Annotated in this window: 16 protein-coding genes and 1 other RNA gene; 14 read left to right on the plus strand and 3 right to left on the minus strand. The window is 33.2% G+C overall.

Annotated features, from left to right (window positions below; genetic code table 11):
* Window positions 1–104 precede the first annotated feature (104 nt).
* From FDM27_RS13770 to FDM27_RS13785, 4 genes are all read left to right on the plus strand, one after another.
* Complete coding sequence (locus FDM27_RS13770) at window positions 105–752, plus strand: HAD family hydrolase (RefSeq protein ID WP_140487334.1); 648 nt, start codon at window positions 105–107, stop codon at window positions 750–752.
* Between the two features lie 296 nt (window positions 753–1048).
* Window positions 1049–1684, plus strand: coding sequence for an HAD family hydrolase (locus FDM27_RS13775; protein ID WP_140487336.1), 636 nt, complete (start codon window positions 1049–1051; stop codon window positions 1682–1684).
* 7 nt (window positions 1685–1691) lie between these two features.
* On the plus strand, window positions 1692–2240 hold the full coding sequence (locus tag FDM27_RS13780) for a DUF1697 domain-containing protein (protein WP_140487338.1): 549 nt from the start codon (window positions 1692–1694) through the stop codon (window positions 2238–2240).
* Window positions 2241–2436: 196 nt separating this feature from the next.
* The gene (locus FDM27_RS13785; protein ID WP_071185515.1) at window positions 2437–3135 is read left to right on the plus strand and encodes a Crp/Fnr family transcriptional regulator; all 699 of its coding nucleotides are present in this window, start codon (window positions 2437–2439) and stop codon (window positions 3133–3135) included.
* 120 nt (window positions 3136–3255) lie between these two features.
* On the opposite strand, the gene FDM27_RS13790 is transcribed toward FDM27_RS13785, so the two are convergent.
* Complete coding sequence (locus FDM27_RS13790) at window positions 3256–4305, minus strand: AMP-binding protein (RefSeq protein WP_140487340.1); 1050 nt, start codon at window positions 4303–4305, stop codon at window positions 3256–3258.
* 3 nt (window positions 4306–4308) lie between these two features.
* The gene (locus tag FDM27_RS13795) at window positions 4309–5232 is read right to left on the minus strand and encodes a CPBP family intramembrane glutamic endopeptidase (RefSeq protein ID WP_140487341.1); all 924 of its coding nucleotides are present in this window, start codon (window positions 5230–5232) and stop codon (window positions 4309–4311) included.
* Between the two features lie 97 nt (window positions 5233–5329).
* Here FDM27_RS13795 and arsC point away from each other — a divergent pair, with 97 nt between their 5' ends.
* The 3 genes from arsC to fumC all read left to right on the plus strand — a co-directional run bounded on the left by arsC (window position 5330) and on the right by fumC (window position 10266).
* Entirely contained in the window at window positions 5330–5680 is a 351-nt protein-coding gene (gene arsC, locus FDM27_RS13800; RefSeq protein WP_140487343.1) for an arsenate reductase (glutaredoxin), read from the plus strand.
* Between the two features lie 82 nt (window positions 5681–5762).
* Window positions 5763–8303 (plus strand): outer membrane beta-barrel family protein, encoded by a 2541-nt coding sequence (locus FDM27_RS13805; RefSeq protein ID WP_140487345.1) that lies wholly within the window; start codon window positions 5763–5765, stop codon window positions 8301–8303.
* Window positions 8304–8880: 577 nt separating this feature from the next.
* Window positions 8881–10266, plus strand: coding sequence for a class II fumarate hydratase (gene fumC, locus FDM27_RS13810; RefSeq protein ID WP_140487347.1), 1386 nt, complete (start codon window positions 8881–8883; stop codon window positions 10264–10266).
* Between the two features lie 82 nt (window positions 10267–10348).
* On the opposite strand, the gene FDM27_RS13815 is transcribed toward fumC, so the two are convergent.
* Window positions 10349–11554: an NAD(P)-dependent oxidoreductase gene (locus FDM27_RS13815; protein WP_140487423.1), complete on the minus strand. Its 1206-nt coding sequence runs from the start codon at window positions 11552–11554 to the stop codon at window positions 10349–10351.
* Window positions 11555–11777: 223 nt separating this feature from the next.
* Between FDM27_RS13815 and FDM27_RS13820 the strand changes: the two genes are divergently transcribed.
* The 7 genes from FDM27_RS13820 to folE all read left to right on the plus strand — a co-directional run bounded on the left by FDM27_RS13820 (window position 11778) and on the right by folE (window position 17907).
* On the plus strand, window positions 11778–12995 hold the full coding sequence (locus FDM27_RS13820) for a serine hydrolase domain-containing protein (protein ID WP_140487424.1): 1218 nt from the start codon (window positions 11778–11780) through the stop codon (window positions 12993–12995).
* 88 nt (window positions 12996–13083) lie between these two features.
* Window positions 13084–13481, plus strand: a transfer-messenger RNA (tmRNA) gene (ssrA, locus tag FDM27_RS13825).
* A gap of 246 nt (window positions 13482–13727) precedes the next feature.
* Entirely contained in the window at window positions 13728–14966 is a 1239-nt protein-coding gene (locus tag FDM27_RS13830; RefSeq protein WP_140487349.1) for a site-specific integrase, read from the plus strand.
* A gap of 75 nt (window positions 14967–15041) precedes the next feature.
* Window positions 15042–16061 (plus strand): 3-dehydro-L-gulonate 2-dehydrogenase, encoded by a 1020-nt coding sequence (yiaK, locus tag FDM27_RS13835; RefSeq protein WP_140487351.1) that lies wholly within the window; start codon window positions 15042–15044, stop codon window positions 16059–16061.
* 80 nt (window positions 16062–16141) lie between these two features.
* Complete coding sequence (locus FDM27_RS13840) at window positions 16142–16525, plus strand: hypothetical protein (RefSeq protein WP_140487353.1); 384 nt, start codon at window positions 16142–16144, stop codon at window positions 16523–16525.
* Between the two features lie 81 nt (window positions 16526–16606).
* Window positions 16607–17260: a sigma-70 family RNA polymerase sigma factor gene (locus tag FDM27_RS13845; protein ID WP_140487355.1), complete on the plus strand. Its 654-nt coding sequence runs from the start codon at window positions 16607–16609 to the stop codon at window positions 17258–17260.
* The gene (folE, locus tag FDM27_RS13850) at window positions 17251–17907 is read left to right on the plus strand and encodes a GTP cyclohydrolase I FolE (RefSeq protein WP_140487357.1); all 657 of its coding nucleotides are present in this window, start codon (window positions 17251–17253) and stop codon (window positions 17905–17907) included. Before FDM27_RS13845 ends, folE begins: the two co-directional genes overlap by 10 nt.
* Window positions 17908–17935: the final 28 nt, after the last annotated feature.

Below are 17935 nucleotides of genomic sequence, written 5' to 3' on the forward strand. Positions count from 1 at the left end.
AGTGAAATCTGTGTGAAACTTTTTTTAGCTGAAACTTTGTGAACTTAGCGAAAAACTTAGCGAACTTTGCAGTTAAAATTATTACACAATATCAACATACAAAAATGAAATTTAAAGCAGTACTGTTCGACTTAGACGGAACCCTCGTAAACTCACTTATAGACATCGCCGATTCGATTAACAAGGTGCTTCAGGAACGCAACTTCCCTACTCATAGTTACGAAGTCATTAATGATTTTATAGGCAGCGGACTTAGAAATTTGGTTACCAAAGCACTTCCCGAAACCCATAAAGACGAAGCAACTATCGAAAGTACTTTTCAAGCCATGATGACAAACTACCGCGAGAATTGTACCAATAAAACCATAGCTTACGACGGAATTATAGAACTTTTAGATGAGTTAAAATCTAAAAACATCAAATTAGCCGTATTATCCAATAAAGCCGATGAGCTGACCAAAAAAATTGGACTTTCGTTATTTCCTGATTATTTTGAAATTGTAATGGGTTTAAAGAGTGAGGCAACAAAAAAACCAAATCCCGCAGCTGCAATTGAAATCAGCAAAGATTTAGGCTTTTCTGCAGAAGAATTCCTTTATGTTGGTGATTCAGGTATTGATATGCAAACGGCAAAAAACGCCAATATGCATGCAGTAGGTGTACTTTGGGGTTACAGACCAGAAGAAGAATTAGTTACCGAAGGTGCCCAATCAATCATCAATCATCCGCTAGAATTATTGGAACTTTTATAATTTGAGTTAAAAAAATAGTCCGCGGATAAGACTGATTTTACAAGTCAGATGTAGCAGCTTCAGAAATAAAAAAACAGCCACGAATTACACGAAATAACACAAATTTAAATGTTATAATATTCCACGAATCTGCCAAAGGCAGATAAAATTTGTGTAATTTATTTTTAAAATCACTGATATTTGTGCAAAATAGTGTGATTCGTGGCAAAAAAAAATCGTATGGTTGCTGTAACTGATATAAACAGATTGTTGCTATTAGTGTTCACATTTCTAAATTAGCTTAAAACAACAAAAACATGAAATACAAATGCATCATTTTTGATTGCGATGGCGTACTGGTAGATAGCGAAGCTATTTCTATTGGTACCTTAGTCAGCATGGCAAAATCACATGGAGCAATCATTGATGAAACCGAAGCACACCAATTGTTTTTAGGAAAATCACTTGAATTTTGTTTTGACTATATTGCTGATTTGGCTAACAAAAAATTACCAGCTGATTTTGAAGAAGATTTCAGGGCACGCACTTTTGACTCCTTCAAAAAGCATTTGAAACCCATAAAAGGAATTCATGAATTATTGGCAAAAATCAACGTTCCAATAGGGGTAGCTTCAAATGGCCCGGCCGATAAAATAAGACTCAATTTAACCACCACCCAATTGATTGATAAATTTGAGGGGAATATTTTTAGTGCTTACGACATTAATAGTTGGAAACCCAATCCCGAATTATATCTTCATGCAGCCAAAACCATGGGATTTGAAGTTAAAGATTGCGTTATTATCGAAGACAGTCCTGCCGGTGTTCAGGCAGCTTTAACAGGAGGTTTTGACGTTTTTGGTTTTACCAATCACGCTAATTTTGATGCTTTACAGCAAATGAATATTCCGCTATTTGATGATATGGCGCAACTTAATTTACTTTTACAATAACTCAATTATGACTACACATCTGGCTTTACTTCGCGGTATTAATGTTTCCGGGCACAACATGATGAAAATGGATGCCTTGCAGAAAATGCTTGAAAACATTGGATTCACCAACGTAACCACTTACATCCAAACCGGAAATGTTTTTGTAACAACCGAAGAAGAAAATCCGGCCGCTGTAGGTTTCAAAATCAAACAGGAAATCTTCAAAACCTTTGGTCACGATGTTCCTGTAGTGGTAATCAATAAAGCCGATTTAGAATCCTGTTTAAATAACAATCTCTTTCTAAAAGAAAAAGAGGTTGATACTAAAAAACTCTATGTGGCTTTTGTATCGATGGAATTACACAAAGACCGAATTCACGACCTTAAAATGAGCGCTGTAAAACCTGATGAAGTACATATTGACAAAAACAGAATTTACATTAAATATGCTGTTTCAGCCGGAAAAACCAGATTAGATCAAAAATATATCGAAAAAAGATTGAATCTTATTGCTACAATCCGCAACTGGAATACGGTAAATCAGTTGCTAAAAATGTATGAAGAATTCGAATAAAAACAACTACAGTAGGAATCTGATAGATTTTTAATCTAAAAAATAAGATTCCTGCAAAAAGCAGTACTTCAATTTCTAAATCCATAAAAAATGCTTTAATCTAAGTAATTTCGATTTAAAAATACGTATTTATACTTATTTTTACTTTACATTTGTTTTATTCAAACTTGAGTTCAACTCATCAATTAAAGAACAAATGAGAGGAATTACTACCGACTGTACTAGCTGTATCAATGCCAATTGTTTTATTAAAAAACATTTGCATCTGGAAAAGATGCAGGATTTTGTTTTAGAAAAAACCAATTATACCTGCAAAAAAGGACAACAATTCATGATTGAAGGTGCTCCTATGCAAGGACTTTATTTTATATACAAAGGAAAAGTAAAGGTCCTAAAAACAGGTATTTACGGAAAAGAACAAATTGTGCGTCTCACAACTGATGGAGATACATTAGGATTCAGGGGTTTTGGAACCAGTAACCGTTATTTAGTTGCTGCTTCGGCTATTGAAGACACTGTTTTATGCAATTTCAGTAATGATGTGATGCACTCCATTCTTAAATCGATTCCGGAATTTACCTATGACATGATGCTTTTTTATGCGGAAGAATTGAATAAAAGTGAAAACAGGGTCAAAAAAATCGCCCAAATGAATGTGCGCGAAAGAGTTATCGACATCTTATTGTACTTACTTAAAAAATTCGGCCACACTAATAACCTGCTAAATATCAATCTTTCAAGAAAAGAAATCGCCGATTTTGCCGGAACTACCGATGAACAGGTTACACGTATTCTTTCAAGTTTAAAGAAAGAAGGTGTTATCAAAATAGTCAATAAAAAAATTGGTTTATTGCAGGTGGACAAGCTGAATAACGAAATTATAGAGCATAAATAATTACTGTATTCAGCCGTCGGAAATTTATCTTTATAAGGTTCTTGATACTCCCGAAATTTCGGGATCCGAAAAAGCTGTTCGCATTTTCTGAAAACCCACTCGAACTGACGTTTGGATAATTTATTCTAAAGCCTTCAAAATGGCTTTTCGCTTGATTTTTCCGCTCTCGGTTATTTCAAATTCCGGGACAAAAAATACTGCCTTGGGTTTTTCGTATTTATCCAAAACTGTAAAAATAGAGTCATCAAGCACTTGTTTTTCACCTTCGATAACTAAAACTAATTTTTCTCCTAAATCAGCATCAGGAATCCCCCCTACAAAGAAACGAGCCGCAATTGCATCGGCTAATTTTTCTTCTATTTTTTCAGGAATCAGTTTGACACCACCACTATTCACCACATTATCAATACGCCCTAAAAGTACAAACTGATGATCGTTAATTAGTTCTACCAAATCATTGGTAATCAAACGCTCATCGCTCAGTTGTGGCGCATCAATAACCAAACAATCATTTTCATTTTGAGAAATGCTTACATTGGGCAAAATAGAAAAAGCCCGCTCCCCTATTTTCTTAGCGGCTATATGCGTAATGGTTTCGGTCATTCCGTAGGTTTCATAAACTTTAGTGCTAACATTTAAGAGTTTATTTTCTAAAGAATTAGCCATCTTAGCACCACCAATAATGAGTTTTTTAACCTTATGCAATTCGTTCAACGAGTTTTGAACCTGCAAAGGAACCATCGCAACAAAATCATATTTTTTGTTTACATTTTCTAAGGGATTGGTATTTGGAGCGACAAAATCAATTTCCAAACCTAAAATAAAACTCCTAACCAGCATCATTTTGCCGGCAATAAACTGAACCGGTAAACAACACAAAGCAGTATCACCTGGCTTTAATTTAAAAAAATCTCCTGTGGCTAAAGCCGAATTAACTAAAGCCTGTTTGTTTTTTCGAATAATTTTAGGTGTTCCCGTAGTTCCGGAAGTCTGCAAATCGATATAGGGATTATCATCAAACCAATCGAGTAAAAAATCGCCTATGGATTTTTCATACTCATTGCCTTCTTTTATCAGATAATAAGCTGCAACCCGCAATCCATTACTGTCAAAATGAACTCCGTTGAATTTAAAAAAATTATGAATATTTCTATAAGTAACTTTTCTCATAAATTATTTGTTTACATCAATTCGACCCGTGAGTTTTTCTTTCCAATTGTTCCATTGGTATTTTTTACTAAAAACAAACAAAAGAAAAGGGTAAACCAGCACTACCGGCAAAATAACATCTACTCCCGCCTGAGGTTCTGAGATATCTTTGAAAATAGAATGCGTTTGAAAAGCCGACCAATCTGAAGTGATTAACAAAGCGCCAATAAGATTATTGGCAGCATGAAAACCTAAGGCTAATTCCATCCCTTCATCCATCAAAGTAATGATTCCCAGAAACAATCCCGTCCCGATATAATAGACAAAAATGATGTTTCCTACTTTGGTAACTTCGGGATTAAAAAAGTGCATTCCTCCAAAAATAACCGAAGTCATCAATAAAGGAAACCATTTATTTCGAGCCAAATTAGCAAAGCCCTGCATCAAATAACCTCTAAAAACATACTCTTCGGTACTGGTTTGAACAGGAATTAATACCACCGCAATAATAAACAAAACAGCAAAAGGAATGGGTTTAAAATCTAAAACATACAAACTGGGATTCGAAAAATAAAACACTAATGTTGTTACAATTGAAAATACCGACCACAATCCGAAAGAAAACCAAATTCTGCTCCAATCGACTTTTTTTCTGGAAGTGGTTACCGATAGTAATGTTTGTCGATGCAAATATTTGACAACAAAATAGATTCCTCCAAAAGCAAACACAAACGAAATTAACAATAAAAAAAGAGTAAGATTAGGCTCAAAAAAACGCATCACCCCCTCATTTGTTTCCGGATAACTCGCTCCGCTAAGAATTGTTTTTCCAATAACCGCCAATAATAAAGGAAGCTGTCCTACAAAAGAAGCCGTAATAATAAAAAGCGAACCCAATAAATATTTCCAAAATTTATTTCCCGAATGAATTCCTTGTTCTATAAACATCTATTTTATGATTTTATATAGTCCTATTTAACTTTCAAAAGCTATTTTTGCCTCTTCGAAAATACCCTTTTTATTTTAAATTAAAAAAATAGTACTCATGATTGAAGTATATCATAACCCACGTTGTGGAAAATCAAGAAATTGTCTGGCTTTTTTAGATAATGCCAATCAGGAATATAAAATCATTAAATATCTTGAAGAAGCACCTAATTATGAAGAGCTTAGTGCTTTAATAGAAAAATTAAACCTTAAACCTATTGAATTAGTGCGTCAAAAAGAGAAAATTTGGATTGATCATTTTAAAAATCAGGAAATGACTGATGAAGCCATAATCAAAGTAATGGTTGAAAATCCAATTTTAATCGAAAGACCCATCATTATCAAAGGAAACAAAGCCATCATAGCCCGAGAAGCCGATAAAATCGAAGCTTTTTTTCAGGACTTATAATCAATTTAATATTTATTTAACATATTGCTTTTAAACCTATTTGCGTTTATCGATTCCTAACACAAACATAAATTCTAAAAAAATGCGACAATCATTAAGATTCTTTTTAAGTCTCACATTGCTTTTTACTTGCCTGAGCAGTTTTGCTAAAATAGACGATCCAACAGTAGATCAGGCAAAAGAAAAAGTAAAAATATCAGGGACTGTAATTGAAAAAACAACAAAACAACCCTTAGAATACGCTACAGTAACTATTACTGATACCAAAAGTTCAAAACCTATTGCAGGTGGAATTACAAATGCTAAAGGTGTTTTTTCTATCGAAGTCGCCAAAGGAATTTACAACATAAAAATTGAATTTATTTCTTTCAAATCCATTCAGTTCAATCAACGTAACATCGAAAAAAATACTGATTTAGGAACTATTGCACTGGCTGAAGATGTAGCGCAACTGAACGAAGTAGTGGTTCGTGCCGAAAAATCGACTGTCGAAATTAAATTAGACAAAAAAGTCTATAACGTAGGTCAAGACATGATTGTAAAAGGTGGAACAGTTAGTGATGTACTGGAAAATGTACCTTCAGTTACGGTAGATGTTGAAGGAAATGTAAGTTTAAGAGGAAACGAAAACGTACGTATTTTTATCGACGGTCGCCCTTCGAATGCTTTGAATATGGCCGATGCCTTACGCCAAATTCCTGCTGATGCTATTGACAAAGTAGAAGTTATTACCAATCCATCAGCCCGTTATGATGCCGAAGGTGGTGCTGGTATCTTGAATATTATTTTGAAAAAAGGAAAAAATCTGGGCTTCAACGGAAGTTTTATCACTTCTGTAGGTATTCCTGAAACTTATGGATTAAGTGCTAATTTGAATTACAAAACCGAAAAATTAAACTTTTTTACTTCTACAGGATACGATTATAGAACCAGCGAAGGATCAGGTAAAACCAATTCTACTTATTTTGATTCTAGTGATGCTATTAGCAAATACATTGACGAAACCAGAGATACCGAACGTCTTAGAAAAGGAATCTCTTCTAAAACAGGTGTTGAATGGACGGTTGCTCCTAACACTTTTTGGACTAATTCTGTTAGTTTTCGTGAAAACAGAGGTTCAAACAATGACATGGTTTATTTTAATTCTTTTGATGCTAATAGAAATTTCACTTCTACACGTTCTCGTTTAAGCGAAGGAAATGATAACGGAAGAGATATCGAATTCGCTTCTAATTTCTTAAAAAACTTTAACGATGAAGGCCATAAATTAACCATGGACTTCTCCTATGCAACTAATACTGACAACGAAAACTCCCTTATTACCGACGAAATATTAAATAGCACTACTGCTCCTAAATATGATATTACAAAAAATAATGAAGACCAAAATCAACTACAATTACAAGTTGATTATGTTTTACCTCTTAAAGAAGGAAGCCAGTTTGAAGCCGGTTATAAAGGAAATTTCAATAATCTGGACAGCAAATACAACATCACAAGTGACAGTAACGAGAACAGTTATCTTTCAAACACCTTAGAGTATAAAGAACAGATTAATGCCTTTTATGCTCAATATGGTTTCAAATTAAACAAATTCTCTTATTTATTTGGTTTACGTTGGGAGGACACAAAAATCAATGTCAATTTATTAGATGAGCCTGATACCAGTTTCAATACTAAAAAATACAACAATTTATTCCCTAGTGCTTTCATCAATTATGAAATATCAGACGAAAGCAGTGTATCATTAAGCTATAGCAAACGTTTATCGAGACCCAGAGGGCGTTTCTTAAACCCTGCAACAAACTATTCCAGTAACATTAACTTATTTAGAGGTAACCCTGACTTAGATCCTTCATTTACTGATAAATTTGATTTAGGTTATCTGAAAAAGTGGGAAAAGCTAACTTTGAATACATCTATTTATTTTGAAAATACTAAAAGTGTATTCTCTTTTGTACGTTTTCCAACCGGTGATATTGTAGAGGAAATGATTGACAATACTGATGACGATATTGACAATCCTACATTAACTGAAACTCCTGTAATTTTAAGTACTCCTATCAATTTAGGAAGAGAACAAAAAATTGGTTTCGAATTTACTTTGAATTATAGTCCATTTAAAATTTGGAAAATCAACAGTAGTTTCAATCTTTCCAGTGCTAAAACAACTGGTGAACATACCTATTATGATATAAATGAAAATCCTGTTACTCAATCACTGGACAACGAAGCTTTTTCATGGTTTTCAAGATTAAGTTCGCGTTTAACACTTCCTGCCAAAGTAGATTGGCAATTAACAGGAATGTATTTTAGTCCTCGAAATACTGCTCAGGGTAAAAGTTTAGGGAATTATGTGGTAAATATGGCTTTCAGTAAAGATATTTTGAAAGATAAGGCAACAATTGCATTCAACGTAAGCGATCTTTTTAATTCCAGAAAAATGATGTCAGAAACTGATTTAACAAGTGTTACTTCGTACAACGAATTTCAATGGAGAAGAAGACAATTTAATTTGTCATTCACTTACCGTTTGAACATGAAGAAAACAGACAAAGATAAAAACATGCCAAAAAACAATGGAGATGGCGGCGGCGAAGGCGGCGGTGAATTCCCTGGATAATATAACAAAAAGACTCGTGAAAACGGGTCTTTTTTATTTACATTAAATCAACTTTTTTAAACATAGTAAGCCATTGAAGTTATTTTAAAAGCTTTTTGAAATAAAGTTTATTAAAGACCATATAAGAAAATCTAATAAACCTTTATATTAATGTCTTAATGGTAAAATTCAAAAGTGGTCATATAAAAAAAGGATTCGTTTTCACGAATCCTTTTTTATGAACAATCAAAAATTTATAGTGATTGTTGTTTTTTTGCTTTTTTTTCTTTGAATCTCTCCCAAGCTGCTCCTCCTACCCAGTAAGATACGAAGCTAACCAAGAAAAACATTAACCAAAATCCCATAGTAAGGATGGTTAAGAAAAGTAAAAAGCCTAAATACTGTGAAAATTCAAACATGTTTTCCGGAATTTTGAATGTAGCCACAAATGTAACGGTTAATTTTTTTCTTAGCAATAAAAACGACAATCAATTTTAATAAAAATACATTTATGCGTACATTTAAACAGCTTTTTGTTAATTAAAAAAGTTTAACATAAATCTTCTAACAAAAAATCGAACTCAAATCAAAGATGATTATGAACTACCGAATAGAAAAAGATACCATGGGCGAAGTGCAAGTACCTGCCGACAAATACTGGGGCGCACAAACCGAGCGTTCCCGAAACAATTTCAAAATAGGTACATCGGCATCAATGCCTTTGGAAATTATCTATGGTTTTGCTTATCTTAAAAAAGCGGCTGCTTACACCAATTGTGATTTGGGTGTTTTACCCATCGAAAAACGGGATGCGATTGCGGCTGTTTGCGATGAAATCCTTGCCGGAAAACTGGACGACCAATTTCCTTTGGTTATCTGGCAAACAGGTTCCGGAACACAAAGCAACATGAACCTAAACGAAGTGATTGCCAATAGAGCACAAGTTTTACAAGGATTTGAAATTGGTCAAGGAGAACAATTTATCAAAGCCAATGACGATGTCAATAAATCCCAATCGTCTAATGACACCTTCCCTACTGCCATGCACATTGCAGCTTATAAATCCATTATTGACATCACCATTCCGGGAATTGAAAAATTAAAAAACACATTAGATGCTAAAGCAAAAGAATTTGCTACTGTTATAAAAATAGGTCGTACCCATTTAATGGATGCCACTCCGCTGACATTAGGACAGGAACTTTCAGGTTATGTGGCGCAATTAAATCATGGATTAAAAGCACTAAAAAACACCTTAGCCCATTTATCCGAAATTGCTTTAGGCGGAACAGCAGTTGGAACAGGATTAAATACGCCCGAAGGTTATGATGTAAAAGTGGCGGAATACATTGCGCAATTCACGGGATTACCCTTTATAAGTGCTCAAAACAAATTTGAAGCTTTAGCGGCTCACGATGCTATTGTGGAATCGCATGGAGCTTTGAAACAACTGGCGGTTTCATTAAATAAAATTGCCAATGATATTCGAATGCTGGCTTCGGGACCACGCTCTGGAATTGGAGAAATCCTGATTCCTGAAAACGAACCCGGTTCATCCATCATGCCCGGAAAAGTCAATCCAACCCAATGTGAAGCTTTGACTATGGTTTGCGCCCAAATCATGGGAAATGATGTTGCCATTAGCGTTGGCGGAATGCAAGGTCACTATGAATTGAACGTTTTTAAACCTTTAATGGCTGCTAATTTTCTTCAATCGGCTCGATTGCTTGGCGATGCCTGTGTTTCGTTTGATGAACATTGTGCTCAAGGCATTGAACCAAATTACAAACGCATCAAAGAATTAGTTGATAATTCGTTGATGTTAGTTACCGCGTTAAACACTAAAATAGGCTATTACAAAGCTGCCGAAATTGCACAAACGGCTCATAAAAACGGAACTACTCTTAAAGAAGAAGCCATTCGTTTGGGGTATGTAACTGCGGAAGATTTTGACAATTGGGTAAAACCAGAAGATATGGTTTAAAGTGGGAAGTGGGAAGTCATGAGACTTGCTCGATAAACTTTTTTACGCATAAAACTTACTTCCAACTTCCAACTTCCAACTTCTAACTTCTAACTTCAACATAGTCCTGTAAATAACTAAACCTAGGTGTTAATTTACCTTTTTCAGTAATTTTTGCACGAGCTAAAATCCCATCTTTATCTCCATTAAAAAAAGCAGGAATCACATGCTCCAGAAACATAGCACCAAAACCTTCACTGGAGTCTTTAGGCAATGTACAAGGCAAATTATCAACCGCCATCACTACAATAGCCGCAGGATGAAACACATCTACTTCCTTATTTTCTATTGGTAAATAACCATAATAAGGTTCTTCGATAGTTGACGAACGCAAGGTGCAAGCAATTGGTCCATTAACATCACAGGAAATATCGGCAACTACTTTAATTTTACAATCATTAGATTGCAGCATTGTTCTGCTCAAAATCTGAGGTGCTCCATTCGCATAAAAATGTGCTGTAATTACAATATCTGACACTCTTGTAAAGCGCTCAAAATTACTCTCATAATCCTGTGGATTTTGAAAAAAATCAGCGATTTCTAAAACTGTTCCGTCTTTTCTTTTGTTGTATTCTAAAGCTTCTATTTGAGTATAAACAGGCTGCGTATAATTTTTAGTCAAATAATTCTCCACCGTAACCGATTTCACTTTAATGGCGTCTAAAATTTCTTTTACACCGCTGCCTACTTTTCCGGTTCCGGTAACCACAAACTTGATAGGTGGTAAAATGATTCTCTTTAAATGACGAATTAAATCTTCTTTACCGGAAAGTGTTTCGGCTTTAGGCAATTTGAATAATTCAAATTTTAATCCGAATGCACGAATACTGTTATAAGCACCCACCATTCCAGCATAATATCCAAAACCAATTAAACGATGATTATTAGCATCGACAATAGTTTCATGGTCATAAAAATCAACATTTTTTGCTAATAGTCCTTGTAACAAAGCTCTGTTGTGTGGCTGTTTTTTTATCGTGTGCGAAAAAAAGAAATAAGACTTATTCGGGATCAAGTCTTCCACAGGAATTTCTTTAACCCCAAACAAAACATCACAATCACTTACATCCTCAGCTACTTCAAGCCCTAAACTTTGATATTCTGCATCGCTAAAAGTTCTGACAGCTGAACTTTCCACTTTAACGATCACTTCAGGATACAATGTTTTTAATTTTACTAATGCATCGGGTGAAAAAACCACTCTTTTGTCAGCTGGAGTTTTTCGTTCTCTTATTATTCCAAATTTCATATTTCGATATTCCTTATCATTTCTGGTTTTCAAACAGTATTTTACTACATCCAAAAACAAGATTTTTAGTTGTTTAATTATTTCTGTTTTACCAAAAAACATTAAAAGCTGAAAGCCAAAAACATAGAAAAAAGTTCCCTAAAAACTTTCAAAAAATTCTGTTAACATTAAAAAAAACAGAAAACAAAAGCGTTTGATTCTATATATTTGCCATTATAGCGCTATGAAAATGATTTTGATAAAAAAGACAAATATACTACAATTACTCTCGCTTATTTTGGTTTTGAGTTCTTGTAACCAAAAGAATAAAGAAGGAATACTTTCTGACAACGAATTACCTAAGGACACACTCCCTCACATGGAGCCTCCAACTCAGAAATTACCTAAATTAACAGCACAATACATTAACTCCAAAAGAAATGCCATCGAGCATTTTTATAATAAAAACTGGCCTAACAACAGTATGAACGGCAGCTTTTTGGTGGCAAAGAACGGTCAAATTATCTTTGAAAGATACGAAGGAATGGCTAATTTTAGGGATGAAAGACCTATTACAGCTACTACTCCACTTCATCTGGCATCAGTAACTAAAATTATAACTGCATCGGCTGTTTTAAAATTAATTGATGCTAAGAAAATTAGTTTAGACCAAAAAGTAAATACCATTTTACCTAATTTTCCTTTTCCGGAAGTAACGGTAAAAATGCTTTTAAATCACCGTAGCGGAATGCGTAATTACGCCTATTTTACAGATAAAAAAGACGGAGTTTGGGATAGACATGATATTTTGTCTAATAAAGACATTGTAAATTTAATGGCTACAAAAGATATTGGTTTAGAATCCAGAACAGGAACCCGTTTTGCCTATTGCAATACTAATTATGCAGTCTTGGCTCTAATTATAGAAAAAACAACAGGACTTAGCTATAAAAAAGCCATGGAGCGTATGATTTTTAAACCATTAGGAATGAATCATACCTATGTTTTTGACTATGAAAAAGACAAAGATACTGCAGTTACTTCGTATAAAGGCAATAAAGTCGAAATTGGTAAAGATTATCTTGATGCGATTTATGGGGATAAAAACATTTATTCTACACCACGAGATTTATTAAAATTTGATATGGCCAGAAGCAATCCCGGTTTTTTAAGTCCCAAATTACTAAAATTAGTATATACTCCTTTTAGTAATGAACATAAAGGTCAAAAAAATTATGGCCTGGGCATACGAATGATTAATTGGGAAACAGGACAAAATTTCTATTTCCACAACGGATGGTGGCATGGTAACACCTCTTCCTATATTACTCTACCAAAAGAACAGCTTACCATTATTGCTTTATCGAACAAGTTTACAACAAAAACCTATCAGGTTAAAAAATTAGCTCCTTTGTTTGGTGATTATCCATTCAAACTGAGTAAAGACGAAAAAGAGGAATAATTTTTGCTTTAACAATTGTATTCGAATACAAATATTCAAGTAGAAAATTGTACATTTGCACTCTCAATTTTTTGAGTACAAAAAAACTGGGGTCGACTGGTTTTGACAGCAAGTCGAATTGAACAGTAAGCACGTCGAGCATTGAGACCTTGCTCGTAAATATAAGATCTCGAACTTTTACACGGCGAAAATAACTACGCTTTAGCTGCATAATCCGAATTATAGTACGATTGCGCCACGTCCCTACAAGGTAGGGAAGCTGGATTCTCCTTGAAAGCCTTGGTTTGTGGCGTTCAGTTCAGGGGAACCGTAAAAATAAACCTAGATTTCCATGAGCTTCGGGTGGTTTTCGAATATTAAGAAGATAAGTGTTAAGTGGCTGTTTCTGGCCTTGCTTAGCATCGAAAATTCAATCAGGAAATAAGCGTGTAGAAAGCTCTTTAGTTGCTTGTTTGGACCCGGGTTCGATTCCCGGCGACTCCACTAAAACAAATTCAAATTGATTCAAAAGCCTGTAAATCGTATGATTTACAGGCTTTTTTGTTTTTGGTACTATTCAAATTATCCATTAAATCTCAAATCATTGGTGGTAAAATCGGTTACCCCAAAAAAAGCAAAATTAGGGTAACCGATTTTCTTCTAAAGCCAGTGATAGCAAGCAGTTCAAAAGATGAACATCTTGACAACTAAGGGGTAAATAATTAATTTGAATAACTATAAAGTCACCACAAAATGAAACACAAAATGTCAATACTTTTCTACGTGAAAAGTTCAAAAGCTTCAAAAAATGGCTTACTTCCCATTTATCAAAGAATAACAATTAACGGCACTCGAATTGAATTAAGCACATCAAAGTTTGTAGAAAAATCAAAATGGAATGTTACAGCAGGCAAAATTAAAGGGAATTCGGAAAAAGACAGACTATTAAATAGTTACCTCGATATTTTAAAAAACAAAGCCTATGAAACAGAAAAATGGATGGTAAACAACAACCAGGAAATTAATGCTCAAACTTTCAAAAATAAATTTTTAGGTATTGAAGAAAAACAACGTAAACTGATTTTAATTTTTGAAGACCATAACAAACGAATGAAAGACTTAATTGGAAAAGAATTCTCAATTAACACTTACAAGAAATATGAAACTGCACTAAGCCACACAAGAGAATTTTTAAAACATCAACACTCTATAAGTGACATATCAATAAAACAAATAGATATAGCTTTCATAAATGATTTTGATTTTTACTTAAGAAACATCAAAAATTGCAATAACAACTCAACAATAAAGTACATTAGAAACTTTGGCAAAATAGTAAAGCAGTGTTATATTAATGGATGGATTGAAAAAGATCCGTTTCTTAATTATAAAGGAAAAGTAAAAGAAAAAGAAAGAACCTACTTAACAGAAAATGAAATTGATTCATTACTAAATAAAGATTTTAAAATAAAGCGTTTAGAATTAGTCCGTGATATGTTTATTTTTTCATGTTTTACAGGACTTGCATATATTGATGTTTTCAATTTAACAAAATCTAATATTGTGCTTGGTATAGATGGCGAAAAATGGATTTCAACTCATAGACAAAAAACAGAATCCGCTTCTAAAATTCCAATTTTGCCCGTAAGTCAAATGATTATTGACAAATACGAAAATCATCCACAATGCTTAAATGAAAACAAATTACTCCCTATTCTATCTAATCAAAAAATGAATGCCTATTTAAAAGAAATAGCAACTATTTGCGAGATAGAAAAAGAACTAACCTTTCACATTGCCCGGCATACATTTGCAACCACTGTAACGCTAACCAATGGAGTTCCAATTGAAAGCGTAAGTAAGATGCTCGGACATAAAAATCTAAGAACAACCCAGCATTATGCAAAAGTTTTGGATAGAAAGGTTAGCGAGGACATGAAAATTTTAAAGACTAAAATGAATTTAACTAGTCAAAGAACTAAATCTGGCTGATATTATAAACCTTAACTATTTAGTATTAATTATATTAGCAAAAACGAATAGTAACAATTACTAAATCTTATAGAAATGACCGAAAGTACGATTAGAATAGAACATCAAAAAATGTGTGATGTACTGTATAAACTATTCTTAAAATATAAATTCACAGAAAAAAAAGCCCTATTAATGGCTAATGAATACACGGAAAGTACATTAGTAGGAGTTAATTCTCATGGGATTAATAGAGTTCCACTTTTTATTGAATATGTAGAAAAAGGAATCGTTAAAATTGATGCTGAAGCAGAAAAAAAAGAAACTTTCGGTAGTATAGAACGATGGGATGGTAATTCAGGACCAGGAATTATCAATGCAACAAAGTGTACAAATAGAGCTGTTGAATTAGCAAAAAAATATGGAATAGGAATGGTGACATTACGTAATACCAATCATTGGATGAGAGGTGGAACATACGGAAGACAAGCTGCCGATTCAGACTGTATTTCTATTTTTTTCACAAATACACAACCCAATATGCCTCCTTGGGGAGGAAAAAATAGCCGGATTGGCAATAATCCACTAATTGTATCTATACCAAGAAAAGAAGGGCATGTTGTGTTAGATATGTCCATTTCACAATTTGCGTTCGGAAAAATAAACGACTATAAACTGCGAGGTAAAAAACTGCCTTACCCTGGAGGGTGGGATGAGAATGATACACTCTCTGATGATCCTGAAAAAATATTATCAAACGAACGTGGACTGCCCATTGGATATTGGAAAGGATCTGCGCTATCAATAATTTTGGATATGTTGGCAACTTTATTATCAGCAGGTGATTCTACTTATAAAATTAGTTTAAATGAATACGAAACAGGAATTTCTCAAATATACCTCTGTATTTACCCTGATGTTTTTAATGATAAAAATCTACAAGAACGACTTATTAACGAAATTATTAATTACACACATGACGTTGAACCTATGAATCTGGGAGACAAAATTTATTATCCTGGAGAAAGAAGTGCTGCAACCAGAAATAAGAATATGAAAGAAGGAATCCCAGTTGACAAAAGTATTTGGAAAAAAATTATGGAATTATCAGCATAAATTTTGTAACCTTTTTGCCTTTCATAAACTCTAAAGTAATATAAAAAGATTTGTATTCTAAACTTTAAAAAGAAAAAAAAATGGAAAGCACAAACAAAATTCAAATTATTAAACCAACGTATCATTTATTAAAATTTACTTTTGGAATAGTACCCATAGTTGCTGGATTAGACAAGTTTACTAATATTTTGACTAATTGGGAAAACTACATTAATCCTTCCTTAACTGCTATAATCCCTTTTGACAGTGGTACTTTTATGATGATTGTTGGTTTAATCGAAATCATTGCGGGTATTATTGTTTTGAAAAAAACAGAAATTGGATCTTACATTGTTGCAGCTTGGCTTACTTTAATTGCGCTTACTTTAATTGCCAGTGGTAATTACTTGGATGTAGCTGTACGCGATCTAGTCATGGCTATTGCTGCATTTTCGACTGCTAAAATTGCCAAAATTGTAGAATAATAAAAATGGTTTCTATCAATAAAATAGAAACCATTTTTTGTTTAATATGAATTAATTCTAATAGGTTCAAAAACAATAATAATGAATCAATATACCGATACCGAATTAGTGAATAAAATTCTTGAAGGAGAATTAGCTTTATACGAAATCCTTATAAGGAGAAACAATCCTTATTTATACAAAATAGGAAGAAGTTATAACTATAATCACGAAGATACCCAAGATTTGATGCAGGATACGTTTATTGATACTTATCTTAATTTATCTAAATTTGAAAATCGCTCTTCTTTCAAAACTTGGATTATTAGAATAATGATTAATAATTGTTATAAAAAACTACAAAAGTTAAGCTATAAAAATGAAATTTCAACTGAAATCAATGAAAAAGCAATTCCTATGTTTTCTGATAATTCACATACTGATACAAATAAAGTAATAATGACTAAAGAGTTGAATTTTGTAATAGAGAATGCTTTAATTCAAATTCCTTTAGATTATAGAATGGTTTTTTCTCTGAGAAAAATTGCAGGATTAAATGTTGCTGAAACGGCTCAATCATTAAGTATAAGCGAAAACAATGTCAAAGTACGTTTCAATCGTGCAAAAACAATGCTGCGAAAACAAATTGAGAAATCATATACTGAAACCGATTTATATGAGTTCAATTTAATTTACTGTGATGCAATGGTTCTTAATGTTATGAATAGAATAAAAAAAACTACAGAATGTCAATAGAAAAAACTTTAGATAAAATAGATAAAAGCCCTTTAATTAAAAATCATTTGCATAGTCCAATTCGTAAAGATGCTTTTGAACTCAATGACAATGAAAAAATAGATTTGATTCAAAATCATTTCAAAGAAATTATGCATATCCTCGGACTCGATCTAACTGATGACAGCATACAAAATACGCTTAGGAGAGTTGCTAAAATGTATGTTGAAGAAGTTTTTAGTGGTATCAATCCTAAAAATAAACCAATAATTACCCTTTTTGAAAACAAGTACCAATATGACGAAATGCTAATCGAAAAAGACATCACTCTTTACTCTTATTGTGAACACCATTTTGTTCCAATTATTGGAAAAGTCCATATTGCTTATATTTCTAGTGGAGCCGTAATTGGACTATCCAAAATAAACAGATTGGTACAGTTTTACGCCAAAAGACCTCAGATTCAAGAACGACTTACAAACCAAATTGCTGATGGATTAAAAGAAGCTTTAAACTCAAAAGATATAGCAGTAATGATTGATGCAGCCCATCTATGCGTATCATCAAGAGGAATTAAAGATACCAACACAACAACAATCACAACTCACTTTTCCGGAAAATTTGAAAATAAGATAGTAAAAAACCAATTTATAGCATTAACCAAATAATCCTCATAAGAAAACCCTGCGCTAGGCA

It is taken from the genome of Flavobacterium sp. GSA192 (assembly GCF_006386525.1).
GTDB classification, from domain to species: Bacteria; Bacteroidota; Bacteroidia; order Flavobacteriales; family Flavobacteriaceae; genus Flavobacterium; species Flavobacterium commune.